This window comes from Actinomadura sp. ATCC 39365 (assembly GCF_054392275.1).
This window is the reverse complement of sequence record NZ_CP184335.1, coordinates 3,890,461-3,908,243: the sequence shown is the minus strand read 5'-3', so window position 1 is coordinate 3,908,243 and position 17,783 is coordinate 3,890,461. Positions and strand designations below refer to the sequence as shown.

Below are 17,783 nucleotides of genomic sequence, written 5' to 3'. Positions count from 1 at the left end.
GGCAAAGCGGTCTAGTCTCTCCGTTATGACCACCGGTGATGAGCTCAAGGCGGCCGTGTCCGCGCGGCGCGACCTCGGCCCCGACTTCGAGGACGCGCTGGTGGAGTCGTTCCTCGACAAGGTGGGCCAGGAGGTCGACCGGCGGGTCGACGAGCGCCTGGCCGGCACGGCCCCGCGCGCCAAGGCGCCCGCCAGGGGGTCGGACGGGCAGCGGCTGGCGCTGGCGATCGTCTCGCTCTCCCTGGGCACGCTGTCCACGGTCGCGCTCGCCTTCGCGGGAGGCGGGCGGGCGATGGCGCTGATCCCGATCTGGGTCGGGATCATCATCGTGAACGTCGTCTTCAACGGCTCCCGCGAGAAGTAGCTTCTCCGGGAGGGCGGGCTCGCGGGTCAGGTCAGCCAGATGAGGCCGGCGAAGCGGCCGCCGGGCTGTTCGCGGCGGTGGGAGTAGAGCTCGGCGGACTCGATGGTGCAGCGCGCGTCGTGCCGCACGTCGGTGACGCCCGCCGCCCTGAGCTGGGACTCGATCCCGGCCCGCAGGTCGAGCGCCGGGGTTCCCCACGACGTCGTCGACCACGTCGGCGGCACCTTCGAGGCCACCTGTCCGCGCAGCTCCGCGGGCACCTCGTAGCAGCGGCCGCAGGCGCCGGGGCCGATCAGCGCGACCATCCGGCCGGGCCGGGCGCCCTTGGCGGCCATGGCCTCGACCAGGGCTGTGGCCACGCCCGCCTCCGTGCCGGGACGCCCGGAGTGGGCGGCGCCGACCATGCGCGCCTCGGGGTCGGCCACCAGCACGGCCGGGCAGTCGGCGCCCAGCGAGGCCAGCGCCAGGCGCGGCTCGGTGGTGAACACGCCGTCGAGCGGCGGCGGGTCGTCGCCGAACGGCTCGCTCACGTACGCGACGTCGGCGCTGTGGACCTGGCGCATGTAGACGACGGCGCGCACGCCCAGCTCGGCCGCCAGGCCCGCGCGGTTGGCCCGTACGGCCGCCGGGTCGTCGCCGACCATGCCGCCCAGGTTGCGTGAGCCGTACGGCGGGGCGCTCACCCCTCCGTGGCGGTCGGTGACGACGGCGTGCACTCCGGGGGCCAGCAGCATGCCTCGATCCTAGCCGGGTTGCGGCGAGAAGCCGGGGCGAGGCGAGGAGCCGGGCTGGGGAGAGGAACCGGGCTGCGGGGAGGAGCCGGGCTGGGGCGATGAGCCGGGTTGCGGCGAGGAGCCGGGGCCGCCCGGGGACGAGCCGTGCAGGACGACGCCGGGCCGGCGGCCGAGCTCCAGGTACATGTTCACCTCGTCGAAGCGCCATTCGCCCACTTCGACCACGTTCGGCAGCCGCCCCCACTCGCGGAACCCGAGGCTCTGGTACAGCGCGATCGCGCCGTGGTTGTTGCCGCGCGCCCGCAGCGTGAGCGTCTCGATGCCGGCGGCGCGGGCGTCGTCCGCGAGGCCGGACACGACCACCCGGCCGAGCCCGAGCCCGCGCGCCTGCGGGTGGGCCATGACCTTGCCCACCTCGGCGGAGTGCCGGAAGACCGCCTCCTGGCCGCGCCGCCACAGGCCCATGGCCTGGACCGTGCCGTCGACCGTGGCCAGGGCGAGCCGTCCCTCGCCCGTCCTGGCCATCGCGAGCGTGGCCTCCACCCAGGGGTCGGTCTCGTCCCTGGTGGGCGGCGCGAGGTAGCCGACCGCACCGCCCAGCTCGACGACGGCGTGCAGCACGCGGTGGACGGCGGCGAGCAGGGGCTCGTCGGCGGTTTTCGGCCAGGTCAGATCGATTTTCACGGAAGACCATTATGCCCCGATCCATCCGGGACTGGCCTGCTCGCGACAAGCAAGCATATGCTTGGTCGCGTGCCTGACTACCGCAATCTCATCGGCGGCGAGCTGGTCCCCGCGGACCGGACGATGGACACCGTCAACCCCGCCACGGGCGAGGCGTGGGCCCGGATCCCGGCCAGTGGCGCACGCGAGGCCGAGGCCGCCGTGGCGGCGGCGCGGGCGGCCTTCCCCGCCTGGTCGGCCATGCCGGCGCTGGGCCGGGCGCACTTCCTGCGCAAGGTGTCGGAGCTGTTCGCCCGGCACGCCGAGAAACTGGCCCGGCTGGAGACCCGCGACAACGGCCGCATCCTGCGCGACACGCTCAAGAAGGACCTGCCGGGCATGGCGTACCTGTGGCAGCTCGCCGCCGGGCAGTGCCTGGAGGCGGTCACGGGCGACACCGTCCTGCTCGGGCCGGACACGCTCGGGCTGACGCGGCGCGAGCCGTACGGGGTGGCGGTCTGCATCATCCCCTGGAACTCCCCCGTCTCGACGTTCTCCGCCAAGGCCGCCTACGCCCTGGCCGCCGGGAACACGGTGATCGTCAAGCCCGCCGAGCAGGCCAGCGCGTCGGTGCTGCGGCTGGGCGAGCTGCTGGCCGAGGTGTTCCCGCCGGGCGTGCTGAACATCGTCAGCGGGCTCGGCGAGGAGGTCGGCGACGCGCTCGTCCGGCACCGGGACGTCGGCAAGGTCAGCCTCACCGGCTCCACGGCCACCGGCCAGGCCATCACCCGGGCCTCGGCGGACGCGCTGAAGCCGCTGACGTTCGAGCTGGGCGGCAAGTCGCCCAACATCGTCTTCCCCGACGCCGACCTGGACGCCGCCGCGCAGGGCGTCACCGTGAACTCCGTCTACACCGGCAACGCCGGGCAGGTGTGCGTGGCCGGCTCGCGCATCCTCGTCCACCGCTCGATCTGGGACGACCTGCTCGGGCGGATCAGGCACATCTGCGCCGGACTGGTCCTGGACGACCCCCTCGACCTGGCCACGACCATGGGCCCGATCGTGTCGGCCGGGCAGTTCGAGCGGGTGCGCTCGTACCTGGAGACGGCCGAGAAGGAGGGGGCCGAGCTGGTCTTCGGCGGCCGGTCGGGGGCCGAGGTGGTGCCCGGTCTGCCGGGCGGCTACTGGGTGGAGCCCACGCTCTACACGACCGAGGACAACGGCCTGCGCATCTGCCAGGAGGAGATCTTCGGGCCGGTGGCGGTGGCCATCCCGTTCGACAGCGACGAGCAGGCGCTGGAGATCGCCAACGACTCGCCGTACGGGCTGGCGGCCGGGGTGTGGACGCGAGACCTCGGGCGGGCGCACCGGTTCGTGCGGGATCTGCGGAGCGGCACCGTGTGGGTGAACACCTACCGCCAGATGCCTCCTGGCCTGCCGTTCGGCGGCGTGAAGGACAGCGGGTACGGCCACGATTCCGTCATGGAGTACACCCGGGAAAAGGCGGCCATCATCCAGTTTTAGTTCGGTAGATTCCCTCCATGAGCGAGGGGATCAACGACCAGTCCGAGCTGACCGAGCTGACCGAGGCAGCCGCCCAGTCGCGCGCGTCCGTGCTGCGCAGCCGAGCCGAATCGTACATCGCGCTGTCGCGGCACGAGGCCGCCATCGCCGATCTGACCGAGTCGATAACGCTGGTCCCGGACAACGCCCGTGCCTGGCGGCTGCGCGGCGAGAGCCATCGGGTCATCGAGCGGTACGAGGCCGCCCTGGCGGACTTCGACGAGTCGTTGAGACTGGAACCCGACAGCGCGTACGCGCTGGGCTCGCGCGGGCAGGCGTACGCGGCGCTCGGCCGGCTGGAGGAGGCGATGGAGGACTTCGACCACGCGCTCACCCTCGCCCCCGAGTCCCTGTGGATCCTGGAGGCCAAGGCCGACGCCCTGGTGGACATGGACCGGCTGGACGAGGCCCTGGACGAGCACGCCAAGATCATCGCGTTGAACGAGGAGCTGGCGTACTCGTGGGTGGCGCGCGGCGACCTGTACCAGCGCATGCACCTCTACAGCGAGGCCATCGCCGACTACAGCAGGGCCCTGGAGGCCGACCCCGGCCACGTGCGGGCGCTCAGCCGGCGCGGCGAGGCGCTGCGCATGATCGACCGCTACCAGGAGGCGCTGGCCGACCTGAACCGCGCGGTCGAGCTCGACCCCGACAACGACCGCGCGTTCGGCAGCCGGGGCGCGGTGCTGAGCGAGATGGGCGACAACGAGGCCGCGCTGCGCGACCTGGACAGAGCCATCGAGCTGGACCCCGAGTACATCTGGGCCTACCGGGTGCGCGGCGAGATCTTCCAGGAGATGGAGCGGCACGAGGAGGCGGTGAGCGACTTCACGCTGGCCCTGCGCCTGGAGTTCGGCGACGACTAGGCCGTCGCGAGGGGCGGGCCGCCCAGGAGGGCGGCCCGCCGTCGTCAAGGCACTCGGAGCGCCTTCTGTCAGAGCGCCAGCAGGGCGCTCACCGGCAGGCGGCTGTCGGACAGCGGCCGTACGGCGATGCGCAGCAGGGCCAGCGCGTTGTCGTCGCCGGCGATGCGGTTGGCGCTGAGCCCGCCGCACGCCTGGCAGTGGTGGATGATCAGCCACTCCCCGTCCGGCCTGACGGTGACGCTCAGCGCCGCCATCGGGCCCCGGCAGCCCGCCCGCCGGTCCCCCGGGATCCGGTGGTCGACGTGCAGGCTGGTCAGGCAGTGCGGGCAGTGGTTGCGGTGCGCCGTGCCCGGCGCGTCCATCGGTACGTCCAGCCGGCAGCCGACGCAGCGGAACGCGTCGCCGCGCTCGCCACGTTGCACGGCCTTCGGCTGTTGCGGCCTGGCCCGGCCAGGGTTCCTCCTGGGCATGTCACAGGTCGCCGAACGCTTCGAGCGGGAACGGCGGCTGCGCGAGCGGGCGTACGGCCATGCGCATGAGGATGAGCTGGTTGTCGTCCCCGCAGATCGGGTTGGACGTCAGCTCGCCGCAGCGTGAGCAGCGATGGATGATCATCCAGTCGCCGGTGCGGAGGACCGCGATCGAGATCGGGTTCATCCGCGACCGGCACTCCGAAGGGCCGCCCTCCACCCGGTCGAGCACGTGCAACGAGTGCAGGCAGCTCGGGCAGTGGTTACGGCGGACGCCGCCGGGCGCGTACGCGGCGACGGTCAGGCCGCAGCGGACGCAGGCGAAGGTGTCGGTGCTGATGATGGAACGAGGTTTGCCGTTGGCAGACAACCTGGGTTCTCCTTGCCGGATTTGTCATGAAAAAAGGCAGCAAGGGAGCGCCGAGCGGGCCTCACAGGCACGCGGGTGCCACAGGCGGTCCGGCCCACTGAGGCCAGGACTTCAGATACTCGTCCTCAGGCTCTGGAACTCAGGGGAAGCGGGCACGCCCGTGGCACGGAGAGGCGCGCTGGGCGCCGTGCCGGTCATCAACCCACCTCCTGAACTCGCACCGAACGGGACAGTCGCCAGGCTAATCACCCCCGCCGGTCGCGCGCCAACGGTTTTTCCTGGACCCTGGAGATCGACCGAATATCGTTCTAGTGTTCGTCCATGGGGATCGGGCTGACCGAGGAACACCGGGCGCTGGCGGCCTCCGTACAGGGGCTGGCGGGGCGCACCGTCGAGCACCGGGCGCTGGCCGGGCAGGGGCTGCTGGGCCTGCACCTGCCGGAGGAGTTCGGCGGGCAGGGATACGGGCTGGTCGAGCTGTGCGTGGCGCTGGAGGTGCTGGGCGAGCTGCGGGTGGCGGGGCCGTACCTGCCGGTCGTGCTGGCCTCGGCGGCGCTCGCCCGGTCCGGGGGTCCCGCGGCCGGCCTGCTGCGGGGGCTGGCCGACGGGTCGCTGACGGCGGCCGTCGCGCTCGGGCCGCTCGCCCTCGGGGCGGCCGGGGCCGACCTGTTCCTCGTGCCGCACGGTGACGGGTGGGCGCTGCTCGACCGGGCCGGCGTGCGCGCCGAGCCCGCCGAGGGCGTCGACCTGGACCGGGACCTGTGCGCGGTCACGACGGTCACGGGTCTCGACGTCCCGCCGGAGCGCCTGCTGGGGCCGGTGCCGGTGCGGGAGCTGGCCGCGGTGCTGCTCGGCGCCGACGCGTGCGGCACCGCCGCCTGGGCGGTCGGCACGGCCGCCGCCCACGCCAAGGTACGCGAGCAGTTCGGCCGCCCGATCGGCCAGTTCCAGGGCGTCAAGCACCGGGTGGCGGCTGCCCTGGTGGCCTTGGAGCAGGCCCGCGCCGCCGTCTGGGACGCCGCCCGCGCCCTCGACGCCCCGCACACGGGAGAGCCCGGCGGGCTCGGTGACGATGTGCGGCTGGCCGTCGGGGTGGCGGCCGTGCTGGGGCCGGACGCGGCGGTGCGCTGCGCGGCCGACGCCATCCAGGTGCTCGGCGGCATCGGCTACACCTTCGAGCACGACGCCCACCGCCACTACCGCCGCGCCCTGTCCGGCCGCATGCTCGCCGGCGACCCGGGGCCGTGGGCCGAGCAGGTCGCCGACCTGGCCCTGGCGGGGGCCCGCCGCACGATGGAACCCGACCTGCCCGAGGAGTCCGTCCGGCTCAGGGAGACGATCAGGGCGCAGGCCGAGTCGTTGCGGCGCGAGGAGCCGCTCGCCCGGCTGGGCCGGTTCGCACGGGACGGCTGGATCATGCCCTACCTGCCCAGACCGTGGGGCCGCGCGGCCACGCCGCTGGAACAGGTGATCATCCATCAGGAGTTCCGCGACCTCAAGCGCCCCAACCTGGGGATCGCCGCCTGGGCGGTCCCGTCCATCGTCACGTACGGCACCCCCGAGCAGCAGGAACGTTTCCTGCCCAGGACGTTCACCGGCGAGCTCGTGTGGTGCCAGCTGTTCAGCGAGCCGGGCGCCGGGTCCGACCTGGCCGCCCTGTCCACCAGGGCCACCCGGGTGGCGGGCGGCTGGTCGCTGACCGGCCAGAAGATCTGGACGTCCCTCGCCCAGTACGCCCACTGGGGCATCTGCCTGGCCCGCACCTCCCCCGGCAGGCCCAAGCACGAGGGGATCACGTACTTCCTGGTGGACATGTCCGCCCCCGGCGTCACGGTCAGGCCGCTCAAGGAGATCAACGGGGACGAGATCTTCAACGAGGTCTTCCTCGACGACGTCTTCGTCCCGGACGACCTGGTGGTGGGCGAGGTGGACGGCGGCTGGCGGGTGGCCCGCGACACGCTCTCCCACGAGCGGGTCGCGCTCGGCGACTCCTGGGGACCGGGCTCCCGGCACACCGACATGATCCGCCTGGTCGGCGCCCTGCCGCCGCTGCGGCAGTCGCAGCGCGAGCAGGCGGGCCGCCTGTGGGCCGAGGGCCAGGCGATCTCGGCGCTCGGGCTGCGCGTGACGCTGTCCAGGCTGGCCGGGGCCGACCCGGGCCCCGCCGCCAGCGTGCGCAAGCTGCTCGGCATGCGGCACGCGCAGGCGGTCTCGGAGTTCTGCTGGTCGCTGGCGCCGTCCGACCGCCACTGGAACCGCATGATCCTGGCCACCCGGGCCTTCACCATCGGCGGCGGCACCACGGAGGTGCAGCTCAACATCATCGCCGAGCGCGCGCTGGACCTTCCCCGCGATCCGTGACGCCCGCCCGCACGCACCTGACCTCGGCCGACATCGCCAGGTGACGGGCGGCGATCCCGGGCATGGCGGTCACCCCGAAGGCGGTCCGGTCCACGCGGGCGGCGACCACGACGGTGAAGCCGTTCGCGGTCACGTCGCAGCGCTCGACGGTGAGGGTGAGCGGGCGTTCGACGCCGGTGACGGTGAGCGTGCCGGTGAGCGTCCCGTCGCCGGCGGGGGCGCCGGTGAAGGTGATGACGGGGTGGCGGGCGGCGTCGAGGAAGCGGGGCGAGCGCACGGTCTCGTCGCGCCGGTGGTTGCCGGTGTGGAAGCCGGCGGCGTCGATCTCCACGCGCACGCGGGAGTCGGCGAGCGGTTCGGCGACGTCCACGGTGCCGCCCCTGACGTCGAAGGTGCCGCGGGCGCGGGCGAGGCCGTACAGGTGCCGGGTGGTGAAGCGGATCGTGGAGTTCTCGGTGTCGATCTCGTAGCGGCCCAGCGGAGGGAGGTTCGTCATGGGTCCATTGCACGGCGGCGGGGTGGCCGTGCGGCAGGGCGGGCCGTCGGTCACCGGGGCGACGATCGGCGGGAGCACATGCGACTTTCGTATGGTTTCCCACTTACCCGATATTTACGGCATGCGGGGATGTCGTAGCGTTTGCGGCATGGGTGCAGGGGCGTGTCGCCGTTCCCTCGTGCTGGACGTGGTCATCGCGGGCGGTTTCGCGCTGCTGGACACCGGCTCGACGCTGCTGGGTCTGTCGTGGTGGCCCGAGCGTCCCGGTCCGCTGGCCTGGGCGCTGCTGGCGGTCCAGGCGGCCGCCTGCCTGTCGCTGGTGGCCCGCCGCCGGGCGCCGCTGACGGTCCTGGTCGTGCTGGGGACGTACACGCTCGTGGTGACGTTGCTGATCTCGCCGGGCGGGATGCTGGTCCCGGCCGGGCAGGGGAACGTGTGGGCGCCGTTCGCGACCATCGCGGCGGCGTACGGGCCGCTCTACGACCGCAGGGACCGGCGGGTCGCCGTCGCCGTGCTGGCCGCGTACACGATGGTGATCGCACGGGTGTGGGAACCGGCGGCCGGCGTGCTCGTCGACGGGGTGCTGCGCACGGCCGTCGGCCCGCTGCTCGCGCTCTACCTCGACGGACGGCGGCGGGTGCTCAGGATGTTGATCGAACGCGCCGAGCGGGCCGAACGCGAGCGGCACCTGCTGGCCGAGCAGGCCCGCGCCGAGGAGCGCGCCCGGCTGGCCGGCGAGATGCACGACGTCGTCACCCACCGGGTGAGCCTCATGGTGCTGCAGGCCGGCGCGCTGCGGGTCACCGCGGCCGACGAACACACCCGGCAGACCGCCGAGGAGCTGCGGGCCGCGGGCTGCCAGGTGCTCGACGAGCTGCGGGACCTGATCGGCGTCCTGCGCACCGCGCCGGAGCCGGACGTGCCGCCGTCGGCGGCCGACTTCGCCGCGCTGGTCGCCGAGTCCGCCTCCGTGGGCACGCCGGCCGAGCTGGTCGAGGAGGGGGACCGGGCGCTGGCCTCGCCGGTGGTGGGGCGCACGGCGTACCGGATCGTGCGCGAGGCGCTGACCAACGTGCGCAAGCACGCGCCGGGCGCGCGGGTGCAGGTGCGGATCGAGTACGGCCAGGCGCGGGTACGGCTCACGGTGCGCAACACGCCGCCGACCGGCCTGCCCGGCGGCCCCCTGGCCGGCACCGGCTCCGGCCTCGGCATCGCCGACCTGCGGCGGCGGGTCGAGGTCGTGCACGGCACGCTGCGCGCCGGGCCGTCCCCCGACGGCGGGTTCACCGTCGAGGCCACTCTCCCCGCGTACGTGGCGACATGATCAGAGTCGTGGTCGTGGACGACGAGCCGATGGTCTGCCGTTTCCTGCGCACCATCCTCGGCTCGGCGCCCGACATCGAGGTCGTGGACGAGGCCCACGACGGCGCCGCCGGCGTCGAGGCGGTCGTGCGCAGCCGTCCGGACGTCGTGCTCATGGACCTGCGCATGCCCCGCGTGGACGGGCTCACCGCGATCGAACGCCTGGTCGAGCTGCCCCGGCCGCCGGTCGTCGTGGTGCTGACGACGTTCGACGCCGACGAGTACGTGCTGCGCGCCCTGCGCGCGGGGGCCGCCGGCTTCCTGGTCAAGTCCACGCCGCCGGAGGACCTGATCGGGCTCGTCCGGGTGGCCGCCGAGGGGCACACCGTGCTGTCGCCGGTCGCCGCCCGCAGGCTGGTGGCGGCCTCGGCCGCGGCGGACCCGGCCCGCGCCCGCGCCCGCGTGCTGCTGGAGTCGCTGACCGGACGCGAGCGCGAGGTGCTGGCCTGCCTCGGCGAGGGGTTGTCGAACGCGCGCATCGCCGCCCGCCTCCACCTGGCCGAACCCACCGTCAAGGGGTACGTGTCACGCCTGCTGGACAAGCTGGGCTGCCTCAACCGCACCCAGGCGGGCCTCATCGCCCACGACGCGGGCCTGACCCGGTAGGCGCCGCGGGCGGCGGGTTTGGCGGCGGGTTTGGCGGCGGAGCAGGGAGGTAGGTGATAAGCCGCAAAGGGGGACAAAAGCCATGAGCAATCCGCAACAGCCCGAACTTCGCCGGTCGGGTAAGTCCGGCGCGAACTCGAAATCCACCGACGCCGTGCCGGAGTCTAAGAGCGGCGGCAGGCGGGCCGGCCGGCCGCACGGCAGCGACAAGGGGCACAAGGGCGGCGGCAAGGGCGGCGGCGTGCCTCCGGGCCAGCACCCGCCGTATCCGGGGTGAGCCGGATGAAGGGCAGCCTGCAGTTCATCGGCAACGCGACCACGTTGATCCGCTACAACGGCTTCACGCTGCTGACGGATCCCAACTTCCTGCACCGCGGCCAGCGGGCGTACCTGGGCTACGGCCTGAGCTCGCGACGGCTGAAGGACCCGGCCATCGACGTGTCGGACCTGCCGCCCATCGACGCGGTGGTGCTGTCGCACCTGCACGGGGACCACTGGGACCGGGTGACGGAGAAGGGCCTGGACAAGGGCACCCAGATCATCACCACCCGGCAGGCGGCGCGCACGCTGCGCCGCCGCGGCTTCGGCCGCAGCACGGGCCTGGAGGTGTGGGAGCACCACGAGCTGAACGGGCCGCAGGGCAGCGTGACCGTCACCGCCCTGCCCGCCAGGCACGCGCCCGGCCCCGCCGAGACGCTGCTGCCGCCGGTGATCGGGACGATGCTGGAGTTCCGCGGCCCCGAGGGCCTGGTGGAGCTGCGCCTGCACATCAGCGGCGACACCTTGCTCGACCGCCGCCTGGAGGCGATCCCGCGTCGTTTCCCCGAGGTCGACCTCGCGCTCGTGCACCTGGGCGGCACCCGCCTGCTCGGCACCCTGCTCGTCACCATGGACGGCGAGCAGGGCGCGACCTGGGTCGATCTCATCAACCCGCACACCGTGGTGCCGGTGCACTACGACGACTACGGCGTCTTCAGCTCACCGCTGGACGACTTCCGGCACCACATCGAGCAGGTGGGCCTGGCCGACCGCGTGGTCTACCTGGAACGCGGCGAGACCCGCGAACTGGCGCCGCACCACCTCGTGCGCCGCTGAGCTCCCGCTCCGCACCCGTCCGGGCTCGTTCCCGGACGGGTGTTCCGGGCGCTCCGCCCGGGATGAGGTTCTTTCTACTCGGACGAGGAATCCTCTACCGGGAGTGGATAGTTACATATCCGACTTCTTCCCCGGCGGAAGGTACGGGAGTTACCTTCGTTTGCGGCCGCACCTCCTGTGCCGCCGCACGGCCGGGCCGTCGGGTCCCGTCCCAGGCGCCGGGTCCGGCCGTGCGGCCCACAGCCGTCGGCCCGCTCAGGAGAGGGCGGTCAGCTTCTCCGACGTCCGGTGGAACGCCTTGCCGTTCCACTTGTAGGTCTGGCGGACGAGCAGGTCGGGGCAGCATCGCGGAGCCTTGTCGCTGACCACCTTGCCGCTCAGGCGCACCTCGCCGCGCTGGACGGCGACGGTCTGGGTCTTGAAGTACCGGTTCTTGCCCAGCGTGCCGATCAGACGCGGGGCCGAACGCCGGGACGCGCCGTCGTAGACGAAGGCCAGCACCGGGTTGCCCGCCGTGGGGCTCGGGCAGGACGAGGTGACGACGGTGTCGGGGCGGCCGTCGCGCGTGAGGTCGCCGACGGCGGCGACGCGGGCGCGGACGACGTACCAGCTGTCCTTCGGCCCCGGCTTGGGGCAGTGCAGCGCCCGCTCGACGACGGGCGCCCAGTTGACGCCCCGGAACGGGTCGGTCGCCGCCGGGCCGGTCGCGGCGAAGGCGGCGCCCGTGGCGAGGATCGGCGCCAGGGAGGTCGACAGGGCGACGGTCGACGCCCAGACACGGAGTCGGCGGGCCATCGGGCTGCTCTTGTGCGTGGCGCTTGAGTTCATGACCGTTTCGATGCGGAAAACGCCTGACAAGTTCGGCCCGAGCCGCGTGACTTGTCACGTCATGCCATCCGGAGCGTTTCGTCACGCGGAAGGGGCGCAGGGCTTTGTGGGGACTCGACCACATTTTCGGAACCGCCGTCCCAGCGTTACGCGCGACACGCCCAGACCTGCGGCTCTCATCCTGTGCCGGCTCACGATCGCCATCGCCGTTACCGATCTGAGATGTTCACTTCTGTCTCCACCTCGCCCCCTGCCCAGGCAGCCGCCTGGCCGAGGCCGGAACGGAAGGACACCTCACATGCGCCCAGCCACCCGAGCCGCCCTCGCCACCCTCGCCGTCACGTGCTGCACCTTCAGCGCGCTGCCGGCCTGGGCGGCGCCGGCCGGTAACGCGCCGTCGTGCGTGACCGTCTGGCAGAACACCGGGACCCTCACCAAGACCGGCTACGCCCGCAACGACTGCGGCTACCGGCTCCGACTGAAGATCATCTGGGCGCGCGGGACGGATGGCGCGTGCCAGACCGTGGACTCCGGCGAGACCATCTACTCGCGCGTGCCGCGCGGCGTGCGCACCTTCGACGGAGCCGACACCTGCTGACCGGCTCCCGCGAAAAGGCCGGCCCCACAACGGTGGCCGGCCTTTCGGGCATCGGAGGTCGCCTCACTGAGGGCCGGGCCGAGACTCCCGCTTGATTCTGTGCGGGGTTACTTCTCCTCCGGCGCGTTCCTGGCCTTGCTGGGCTGGACGCGCTTGGGCTCGCCCGGCATCTTCGGGTAGTTGGGCGGGTAGGGCATGTCGCCGCGGTCGTCGGCGGCGTACATCTCCAGCAGGGGCTCGATCGAGTACGCCCGGTCGTCGATCGCCGCGTGCACGTCGCCCAGCTTGGCGAAGCGGGCCGGGACGGTGCGGATGTCGAAGTCGCGCGGGTCGGCGTCGGCCAGCTCGTCCCAGGTCAGCGGGGTCGAGACGGGGGCATACGGGCGGGCCCGGACGGAGTAGGCGCTGGCGACGGTGCGGTCTCTGGCGTTCTGGTTGAAGTCGATGAAGACACGGTCGCCGCGCTCCTCCTTCCACCACGCGGTGGTCACCAGCTCGGGGTCGCGGGCCTCGACCGCCCTGGCCAGGGCGATTCCGGCGTGGCGCACCTGGACGAAGTCCCAGCGGGGCTCGATGCGCACCGCGATGTGCACGCCGCGGTTGCCCGAGGTCTTGACGAACCCCGCCATGCCCAGCTCGTCGAGCACCTCGCGGGTGCGCTCGGCGGCCCGGCGCGCGGCGTCGAACTCCAGGCCGGGCTGCGGGTCGAGGTCGATGCGCAGCTCGTCGGGGTGCTCGACGTCGGCGGCCCGCACCTGCCAGGGATGGAAGTCGATCGTGCCCAGGTTGGCGCAGTAGGCGATCGCGGCGACCTCGGTGACCCGGAGCGAGTCGGCGGTGCGGCCGCTGGGGAAGGTGACCGTGACCGACTGCAGCCACTCGGGGTGCTTGGGCGGCATGCGCTTCTGGTAGATGGCCTCGGTCTGGACGCCGTCGGGATGGCGCTTGATGTTGGTCGGCCGGTCTCTGAGCGCGCGCAGGGCCCCCTCGCCGACGCTCACGTAGTATTCGACCAGCTCCCGCTTTGTCGCCCCGATCTCCGGGAAGTAGACCTTGTCGGGATTGGTGACCTTGACGGTCCGCTCCCCCACCTTGAGCTCTATGAACGGCGATGCCATGCCATCGAACCTACTCCCCCGCGCCGACAGAACGGCCGAAGGAAGAGGTGGGCCCGTCCCGGAGCCGCGTCGGTGGCGGGACCGGGGCTCGACGGGACGGACCTAAGATCATCCTTCGCCGTTCCGGGCGCTGGCGCGCCACCCGGCCGGCCATCTCGGGTCGCCAGCGGCGCCAGCACGGGCGTGGGCTGTGCCGCTACGGCGAGCCGCGGACGATCTCACCCCTTGGCAGGAGGCGATGACACCCCCTTACCGACAAAGACGCGAATTCCGCCGAGAAAGGATGCTTCACCCTGCGGAGATCTCTTTTTGCCGGATCTCGTAGTCTGGACGCATGGACAAGGTGGTCAAGAGCGAGGCCGAATGGCGGGCCAGGCTCTCTCCTGAGGAGTTCCACGTGCTCAGGGAGGCCGGGACCGAGCGCCCGTTCACGGGGGAGTACGTCGACACCAAGACCGAGGGCGTGTACTCGTGCCGCGCCTGCGGCGCCGAGTTGTTCCGGTCCGACACGAAGTTCGAGTCGCACTGCGGATGGCCGAGCTTCTTCGAGCCGTCGGAGTCGGAGGCGGTGAGGCTGATCGAGGACGACAGTCACGGCATGGTGCGCACGGAGGTGCGCTGCGCACGCTGTGACTCCCACCTCGGTCACGTCTTCCACGGCGAGGGCTATCCGACGCCGACCGACGATCGTTACTGCATCAACTCGGTCTCGCTGAGGCTCGAACCCAAGGGGTGATCGATTAGCGACAGAGCGTACCGATCGCCCACAAGGGGTAGGGGCCTGCTTGTGGGCCGTGTCCATCTTCGCCACCGCTGGGTGACGATTGAGACGATCGGGCGTGTCGTGACTCAGCGGTGTGAGGTGTGCTCGAAGACGAGGGTCCGGGTGCGCTAGCCCGCCCCGGAGGCTCATTCCCGGCGCGCGTCAGTTCGGCCGGGGGTACGTGACACGGCAGTTGTGATCGGAAGGGCCCAGGATGTTGGCGAGGACGGGGTTCCCGTTCTCGCCGAACTCCGCCTGCACGAAGACGATCGGACGCTTCACGCCGTTCGCCCTGAGGTACTCCAGGCCGCGTTTGCACAGCGTGATGGCCGTGGCGGAGTTGTCGGCACTGTCCGGTAAGTTCGTGTAAATGCGCAGATATCCGCCTACGGTGCGGATGTCCTTGAGGTGTTTCATCGCCTTGTCGCCCCGCCCCCAACGGGCGCGGAAGTACTCGGCGGCCTCCCGGTCGGTGTGCCGCGACGGCCCGTCGGCCTTGTAACCGGCCGAGTCGCCGCCCTTGGCATCGCCCTGGTCGCCGGCCTCGGGCAGGCTGACCTGGGCGTCGCCGGTCTCGGTCGTCCCCGTGACGGTGTCCGGCCTGCCCTGGACGGCGTCCGGCTTCGCGGCGGGGTCGGCGGTGCCGGTCCTGGCGGGCGCGCCTGAGCCGGCGGGGTCGGCGGCGGCCGACGCGCTCGGCCGGGCCTGGCCCTTGGGCAGCTCGCGCGCCTCCGCGGCGCCCTTGCCGTTGGCCGGCGCCCGGCCCGGGTTCGCCGGGACCCCGCCCTCGGCCGCCGGGTCCTGCCGGGCCGTGGCGCCCTCCGCGCCGGCCTGGGCTCCGGAGGCGGTGACCGTCCCGCCGAGTGCGCCGTTCAGGCCGAGCAGCAGCGCCACTCCCCCGGCCAGCGCCACCGCGCCCGCCGCCAGGCCCCGTGTTCCGGTACGCCCGCGCCGCCGCCCATGCCGTCCGCGTCCCGCACGCGCCTCCACCGGACCGCCCGTACGCGCCTCCGCCCGGCCGCCGGTCTCCCGTGCGCCGCCCGTACGGGTCTCGGGCCGGTCGCCGGTCCGCTGGTCGGCCGATGTCGTGTCCCGTAACGCCGCATGGCGGCCTGGCGCGCGCCGGCGCCCCGGGCTCTGCCCTTCCGCGGACTGTTCCACCCGGCCCCTCCTCGCCCCTGCATGGACCGTGCCACCGACGCCATGCCACCAAAAGGGAATTCACCCTCGATTGTGACAAAGGGGGTAGATCACTGCAGGGAGATCGTCAAGTTGGCCTGGATGTTCCGCTCCGCCCCAGGCCACCATGACCGCTAGGGCAGAGCCGCGACGAGCTCCTGCACCGGCTTGCGGGCGCCCGTGTAGAACGGGATCTCCACGCGCGTGTGGCGGCGGGCCTCCGCGCCGCGCAGCGTGCGCATCAGGTCGACGATGCGGTGGAGCTCGTCGGCCTCGAACGCCAGCATCCACTCGTAGTCGTTGAGCGAGAAGCAGGCCACGGTGTTGGCCCGCACGTCGGGGTAGTCGCGGGCCATCCGGCCGTGCTCGGCCAGCATCGCCCGCCGCTCGGAGTCCTCCAGCAGGTACCACTCGTAGGAGCGCACGAACGGGTAGACGCTGACGTACGCCCGCGGCTCCTCCTCGGCCAGGAAGGCCGGGATGTGGGACTTGTTGAACTCGGCCGGCCGGTGGAGCGCCATGGCCGACCAGACCGGCCTGCTGTGCCGGCCGAGGCCGGTGCGGCGGAACCGGGAGTAGACGTCCTGGAGGTCCTCGGGCGTGGGAGCGTGCCACCAGAACATGTAGTCGGCGTCGGCACGGAAGCCGGCGACGTCGTAGACCCCCCTGGTCACGATGTCTTTCCCGGCCGCCTGTGCGAGCAGTTCCTCGACCTCGTCGGCCATGTTCTCCCGGTTGCCCGGGACCTGCTCGGTCACCTGGAAGACCGACCACATGGTGTAACGGATCACCTGGTTGAGATCGCGGGCCTTCAGCCGCGGCGCGCCCTCTGTCATGTCCTTCATTCTCCTTCTCGCGACAGGTGGTCCAGAATCCGGGCCGCGGCCGTACGGGCGGTCGCGATGCAGGCGGGGACGCCGATGCCGTCGTAGGCCGCGCCGCACACGGCGAGCCCGGCGGCGCCCGAGACCGCGGCGCGCACCCTGGCCACCCGGTCGAGGTGGCCCACGTTGTACTGCGGCAGCCCGCCGCCCCAGCGGGTGACCCGGCTGTCGACCGGCAGGCCGCGCACGCCCACCACGTCGGCCAGCTCGGCCGTGGCCAGCGACACCAGCTCGGCGTCGTCGCGCTGGAGCAGGTGCTCCTCGCCGATCCTGCCGACCGAGCAGCGCACGAGCAGCAGGTCTTGAGCCAGGTGGGGCCACTTGACCGAGCTGAACGTCACCGCCTTGACCGGCCGGCCCTCCACCGGCGGCACCAGGTAGCCGCTGCCGGTCGGCGGCTGCGGGAGCGCGTCGACGGGGTAGGCGAGCGTGACGACGGCCATGCTCGCGTACTCGATCCTGGCCAGCTCGGCGGCGGCCTTGGGCACCTCGGCCTTGAGCAGGCGGGCGGCGGCGGGAGCGGGCGTGGCCAGGATCACCGCGTCGGCCTCGATCACCTCGGGGCGCGGCACCGGCCCGGCGACCAGCCGCCAGCCGTGCTCGGTGCGGTGGAGCTCGCGCACGGTCACGCCGGTCCGGACGTCGGCCCCGGACGCCTTGGCCACCGCCTCGGGCAGGCTGCCCACGCCCTGGCGCAGCGTCGTGAAGATCGGCCCGCCGTTCTTGGGCGCCTCCTCGACGATGTGCCGGGCGGCGCTCAGCAACGAGCGCTCGGCCCTGGCGACGGCCGCGACCTGCGGCATCGTCGCCTCCAGCGACAGCATGTCGGAACGGCCGGCGTAGACCCCGCCGAGCAGCGGCTCGACCAGGCGCTCGACGATCTCACCGCCCATCCTGGCCCGGATGTAGGAGGCCACGGACACGTCGGTGCGCACCAGCGTGGGCGGCAGGACCTGGTCGAGCGGCACCCGCAGCAGGCCGCCGGGCGAGATGATGCCGGACCTGGCCAGCTCCGCCAGGTCGGCCGGCACGCCCATGACGTGCCCCTTCGGCATCTGCCGCAGCGCGCCCCTGGAGTAGACGGCCGACCGCACGGTGCCGGGGAAGACCAGCTCGTCCTCCAGCCCGACAGCCTTGGCCAGCTCGACGCCCTCCGGCCGGCGGGCCAGCATGGCCTCGGCCCCGGCGTCGACGCTCACCCCCGCGACCTCGGAGGCGTGCAGCTTGCCGCCGAGGCGGGGGCTGCCCTCCAACACGGTCACCTTGACCTGCTCGCTCGTACCCTGACGGAGGAACCACGCGGCCGCCAGGCCGGAGATCCCACCGCCGATGACGACGACGTGCGCCCGTTTCCCTTCCACGTCTCCTGACGCTACCGCCTCGGCAGACCGCCCAGCTGATCGGGGCACGTGACCCTACCGTGATGTATGTCGCCAAACCGGGGTGATCCAGCTTCCGTCATA

The 17,783-nt window shown here is 72.6% G+C and carries 20 protein-coding genes; 10 read left to right on the top strand and 10 right to left on the bottom strand.

Features of this window, described 5'->3' with window-relative positions; all coding sequences use genetic code 11:
* Positions 1-25 precede the first annotated feature (25 nt).
* The gene (locus ACNF49_RS19385) at positions 26-364 is read left to right on the top strand and encodes a hypothetical protein (protein WP_357964915.1); all 339 of its coding nucleotides are present in this window, start codon (positions 26-28) and stop codon (positions 362-364) included.
* Between the two features lie 26 nt (positions 365-390).
* Here the strand turns inward: ACNF49_RS19385 and pgeF are convergent, their stop codons facing one another.
* Together pgeF and ACNF49_RS19375 are read right to left on the bottom strand one after the other, a co-directional pair.
* Entirely contained in the window at positions 391-1,098 is a 708-nt protein-coding gene (gene pgeF / locus ACNF49_RS19380) for a peptidoglycan editing factor PgeF (RefSeq protein ID WP_357964918.1), read from the bottom strand.
* A gap of 9 nt (positions 1,099-1,107) precedes the next feature.
* Positions 1,108-1,782, bottom strand: coding sequence for a GNAT family N-acetyltransferase (locus tag ACNF49_RS19375; RefSeq protein WP_482944584.1), 675 nt, complete (start codon positions 1,780-1,782; stop codon positions 1,108-1,110).
* A gap of 57 nt (positions 1,783-1,839) precedes the next feature.
* Between ACNF49_RS19375 and ACNF49_RS19370 the strand changes: the two genes are divergently transcribed.
* Together ACNF49_RS19370 and ACNF49_RS19365 are read left to right on the top strand one after the other, a co-directional pair.
* Entirely contained in the window at positions 1,840-3,285 is a 1,446-nt protein-coding gene (locus tag ACNF49_RS19370; protein ID WP_482944583.1) for an aldehyde dehydrogenase family protein, read from the top strand.
* Positions 3,286-3,302: 17 nt separating this feature from the next.
* Positions 3,303-4,190: a tetratricopeptide repeat protein gene (locus ACNF49_RS19365; RefSeq protein ID WP_357964927.1), complete on the top strand. Its 888-nt coding sequence runs from the start codon at positions 3,303-3,305 to the stop codon at positions 4,188-4,190.
* Between the two features lie 68 nt (positions 4,191-4,258).
* Here ACNF49_RS19365 and ACNF49_RS19360 read toward each other — a convergent pair whose 3' ends face one another.
* Complete coding sequence (locus ACNF49_RS19360; protein WP_357964930.1) at positions 4,259-4,660, bottom strand: RNHCP domain-containing protein; 402 nt, start codon at positions 4,658-4,660, stop codon at positions 4,259-4,261.
* Position 4,661: 1 nt separating this feature from the next.
* Positions 4,662-5,030, bottom strand: coding sequence for an RNHCP domain-containing protein (locus ACNF49_RS19355; protein ID WP_352325680.1), 369 nt, complete (start codon positions 5,028-5,030; stop codon positions 4,662-4,664).
* Positions 5,031-5,351: 321 nt separating this feature from the next.
* Here ACNF49_RS19355 and ACNF49_RS19350 point away from each other — a divergent pair, with 321 nt between their 5' ends.
* Positions 5,352-7,391 (top strand): acyl-CoA dehydrogenase family protein, encoded by a 2,040-nt coding sequence (locus ACNF49_RS19350; RefSeq protein WP_482944582.1) that lies wholly within the window; start codon positions 5,352-5,354, stop codon positions 7,389-7,391.
* On the opposite strand, the gene ACNF49_RS19345 is transcribed toward ACNF49_RS19350, so the two are convergent.
* A complete protein-coding gene (locus ACNF49_RS19345) occupies positions 7,351-7,887 on the bottom strand; it encodes a YceI family protein (protein WP_482944581.1) in 537 nt (178 codons plus the stop codon). The genes ACNF49_RS19350 and ACNF49_RS19345 overlap by 41 nt on opposite strands.
* Before the next feature lie 148 nt (positions 7,888-8,035).
* Between ACNF49_RS19345 and ACNF49_RS19340 the strand changes: the two genes are divergently transcribed.
* The 4 genes from ACNF49_RS19340 to ACNF49_RS19325 all read left to right on the top strand — a co-directional run bounded on the left by ACNF49_RS19340 (position 8,036) and on the right by ACNF49_RS19325 (position 10,950).
* The gene (locus ACNF49_RS19340; protein WP_482944580.1) at positions 8,036-9,211 is read left to right on the top strand and encodes a sensor histidine kinase; all 1,176 of its coding nucleotides are present in this window, start codon (positions 8,036-8,038) and stop codon (positions 9,209-9,211) included.
* Entirely contained in the window at positions 9,208-9,855 is a 648-nt protein-coding gene (locus ACNF49_RS19335) for a response regulator transcription factor (RefSeq protein ID WP_482944579.1), read from the top strand. The genes ACNF49_RS19340 and ACNF49_RS19335 overlap by 4 nt, the downstream gene beginning before the upstream one ends.
* A gap of 82 nt (positions 9,856-9,937) precedes the next feature.
* Positions 9,938-10,132 (top strand): hypothetical protein, encoded by a 195-nt coding sequence (locus tag ACNF49_RS19330; RefSeq protein WP_357992211.1) that lies wholly within the window; start codon positions 9,938-9,940, stop codon positions 10,130-10,132.
* Positions 10,133-10,137: 5 nt separating this feature from the next.
* Positions 10,138-10,950: an MBL fold metallo-hydrolase gene (locus tag ACNF49_RS19325; RefSeq protein WP_482944578.1), complete on the top strand. Its 813-nt coding sequence runs from the start codon at positions 10,138-10,140 to the stop codon at positions 10,948-10,950.
* A 255-nt stretch (positions 10,951-11,205) separates the two neighbouring features.
* Here ACNF49_RS19325 and ACNF49_RS19320 read toward each other — a convergent pair whose 3' ends face one another.
* Positions 11,206-11,778, bottom strand: coding sequence for a hypothetical protein (locus tag ACNF49_RS19320; protein WP_482944577.1), 573 nt, complete (start codon positions 11,776-11,778; stop codon positions 11,206-11,208).
* A gap of 298 nt (positions 11,779-12,076) precedes the next feature.
* On the opposite strand from ACNF49_RS19320, the gene ACNF49_RS19315 reads away from it, so the two are divergent.
* Positions 12,077-12,376, top strand: a complete 300-nt coding sequence (locus ACNF49_RS19315) for an alpha-amylase inhibitor (RefSeq protein ID WP_357964952.1) — start codon at positions 12,077-12,079, stop codon at positions 12,374-12,376.
* A gap of 107 nt (positions 12,377-12,483) precedes the next feature.
* On the opposite strand, the gene ligD is transcribed toward ACNF49_RS19315, so the two are convergent.
* Positions 12,484-13,494 (bottom strand): non-homologous end-joining DNA ligase, encoded by a 1,011-nt coding sequence (ligD, locus tag ACNF49_RS19310; RefSeq protein ID WP_482944576.1) that lies wholly within the window; start codon positions 13,492-13,494, stop codon positions 12,484-12,486.
* A gap of 334 nt (positions 13,495-13,828) precedes the next feature.
* On the opposite strand from ligD, the gene msrB reads away from it, so the two are divergent.
* A complete protein-coding gene (msrB, locus tag ACNF49_RS19305) occupies positions 13,829-14,230 on the top strand; it encodes a peptide-methionine (R)-S-oxide reductase MsrB (RefSeq protein ID WP_357964958.1) in 402 nt (133 codons plus the stop codon).
* 189 nt (positions 14,231-14,419) lie between these two features.
* Here msrB and ACNF49_RS19300 read toward each other — a convergent pair whose 3' ends face one another.
* The 3 genes from ACNF49_RS19300 to hemG form a co-directional block, all read right to left on the bottom strand.
* The gene (locus ACNF49_RS19300; RefSeq protein ID WP_482944575.1) at positions 14,420-15,418 is read right to left on the bottom strand and encodes a hypothetical protein; all 999 of its coding nucleotides are present in this window, start codon (positions 15,416-15,418) and stop codon (positions 14,420-14,422) included.
* Between the two features lie 152 nt (positions 15,419-15,570).
* Positions 15,571-16,272, bottom strand: coding sequence for a hydrogen peroxide-dependent heme synthase (gene hemQ / locus ACNF49_RS19295; protein ID WP_357964963.1), 702 nt, complete (start codon positions 16,270-16,272; stop codon positions 15,571-15,573).
* Positions 16,273-16,277: 5 nt separating this feature from the next.
* Entirely contained in the window at positions 16,278-17,681 is a 1,404-nt protein-coding gene (gene hemG / locus ACNF49_RS19290) for a protoporphyrinogen oxidase (RefSeq protein WP_482944574.1), read from the bottom strand.
* Between the last annotated feature and the right edge of the window lie 102 nt (positions 17,682-17,783).

What these genes read in the sequence shown, in the direction of transcription:
- ACNF49_RS19385 (WP_357964915.1), top strand. Translation starts at nt 26, where the DNA reads ATGACCACCGGTGATGAGCTCAAGGCGGCCGTGTCCGCGCGGCGCGAC.
- pgeF (WP_357964918.1), bottom strand. Translation starts at nt 1,098, where the DNA reads ATGCTGCTGGCCCCCGGAGTGCACGCCGTCGTCACCGACCGCCACGGA.
- ACNF49_RS19370 (WP_482944583.1), top strand. Translation starts at nt 1,840, where the DNA reads ATGCTTGGTCGCGTGCCTGACTACCGCAATCTCATCGGCGGCGAGCTG.
- ACNF49_RS19365 (WP_357964927.1), top strand. Translation starts at nt 3,303, where the DNA reads ATGAGCGAGGGGATCAACGACCAGTCCGAGCTGACCGAGCTGACCGAG.
- ACNF49_RS19360 (WP_357964930.1), bottom strand. Translation starts at nt 4,660, where the DNA reads ATGCCCAGGAGGAACCCTGGCCGGGCCAGGCCGCAACAGCCGAAGGCC.
- ACNF49_RS19350 (WP_482944582.1), top strand. Translation starts at nt 5,352, where the DNA reads ATGGGGATCGGGCTGACCGAGGAACACCGGGCGCTGGCGGCCTCCGTA.
- ACNF49_RS19345 (WP_482944581.1), bottom strand. Translation starts at nt 7,887, where the DNA reads ATGACGAACCTCCCTCCGCTGGGCCGCTACGAGATCGACACCGAGAAC.
- ACNF49_RS19340 (WP_482944580.1), top strand. Translation starts at nt 8,036, where the DNA reads ATGGGTGCAGGGGCGTGTCGCCGTTCCCTCGTGCTGGACGTGGTCATC.
- ACNF49_RS19335 (WP_482944579.1), top strand. Translation starts at nt 9,208, where the DNA reads ATGATCAGAGTCGTGGTCGTGGACGACGAGCCGATGGTCTGCCGTTTC.
- ACNF49_RS19330 (WP_357992211.1), top strand. Translation starts at nt 9,938, where the DNA reads ATGAGCAATCCGCAACAGCCCGAACTTCGCCGGTCGGGTAAGTCCGGC.
- ACNF49_RS19325 (WP_482944578.1), top strand. Translation starts at nt 10,138, where the DNA reads ATGAAGGGCAGCCTGCAGTTCATCGGCAACGCGACCACGTTGATCCGC.
- ACNF49_RS19320 (WP_482944577.1), bottom strand. Translation starts at nt 11,778, where the DNA reads ATGAACTCAAGCGCCACGCACAAGAGCAGCCCGATGGCCCGCCGACTC.
- ACNF49_RS19315 (WP_357964952.1), top strand. Translation starts at nt 12,077, where the DNA reads ATGCGCCCAGCCACCCGAGCCGCCCTCGCCACCCTCGCCGTCACGTGC.
- ligD (WP_482944576.1), bottom strand. Translation starts at nt 13,494, where the DNA reads ATGGCATCGCCGTTCATAGAGCTCAAGGTGGGGGAGCGGACCGTCAAG.
- msrB (WP_357964958.1), top strand. Translation starts at nt 13,829, where the DNA reads ATGGACAAGGTGGTCAAGAGCGAGGCCGAATGGCGGGCCAGGCTCTCT.
- hemQ (WP_357964963.1), bottom strand. Translation starts at nt 16,272, where the DNA reads ATGACAGAGGGCGCGCCGCGGCTGAAGGCCCGCGATCTCAACCAGGTG.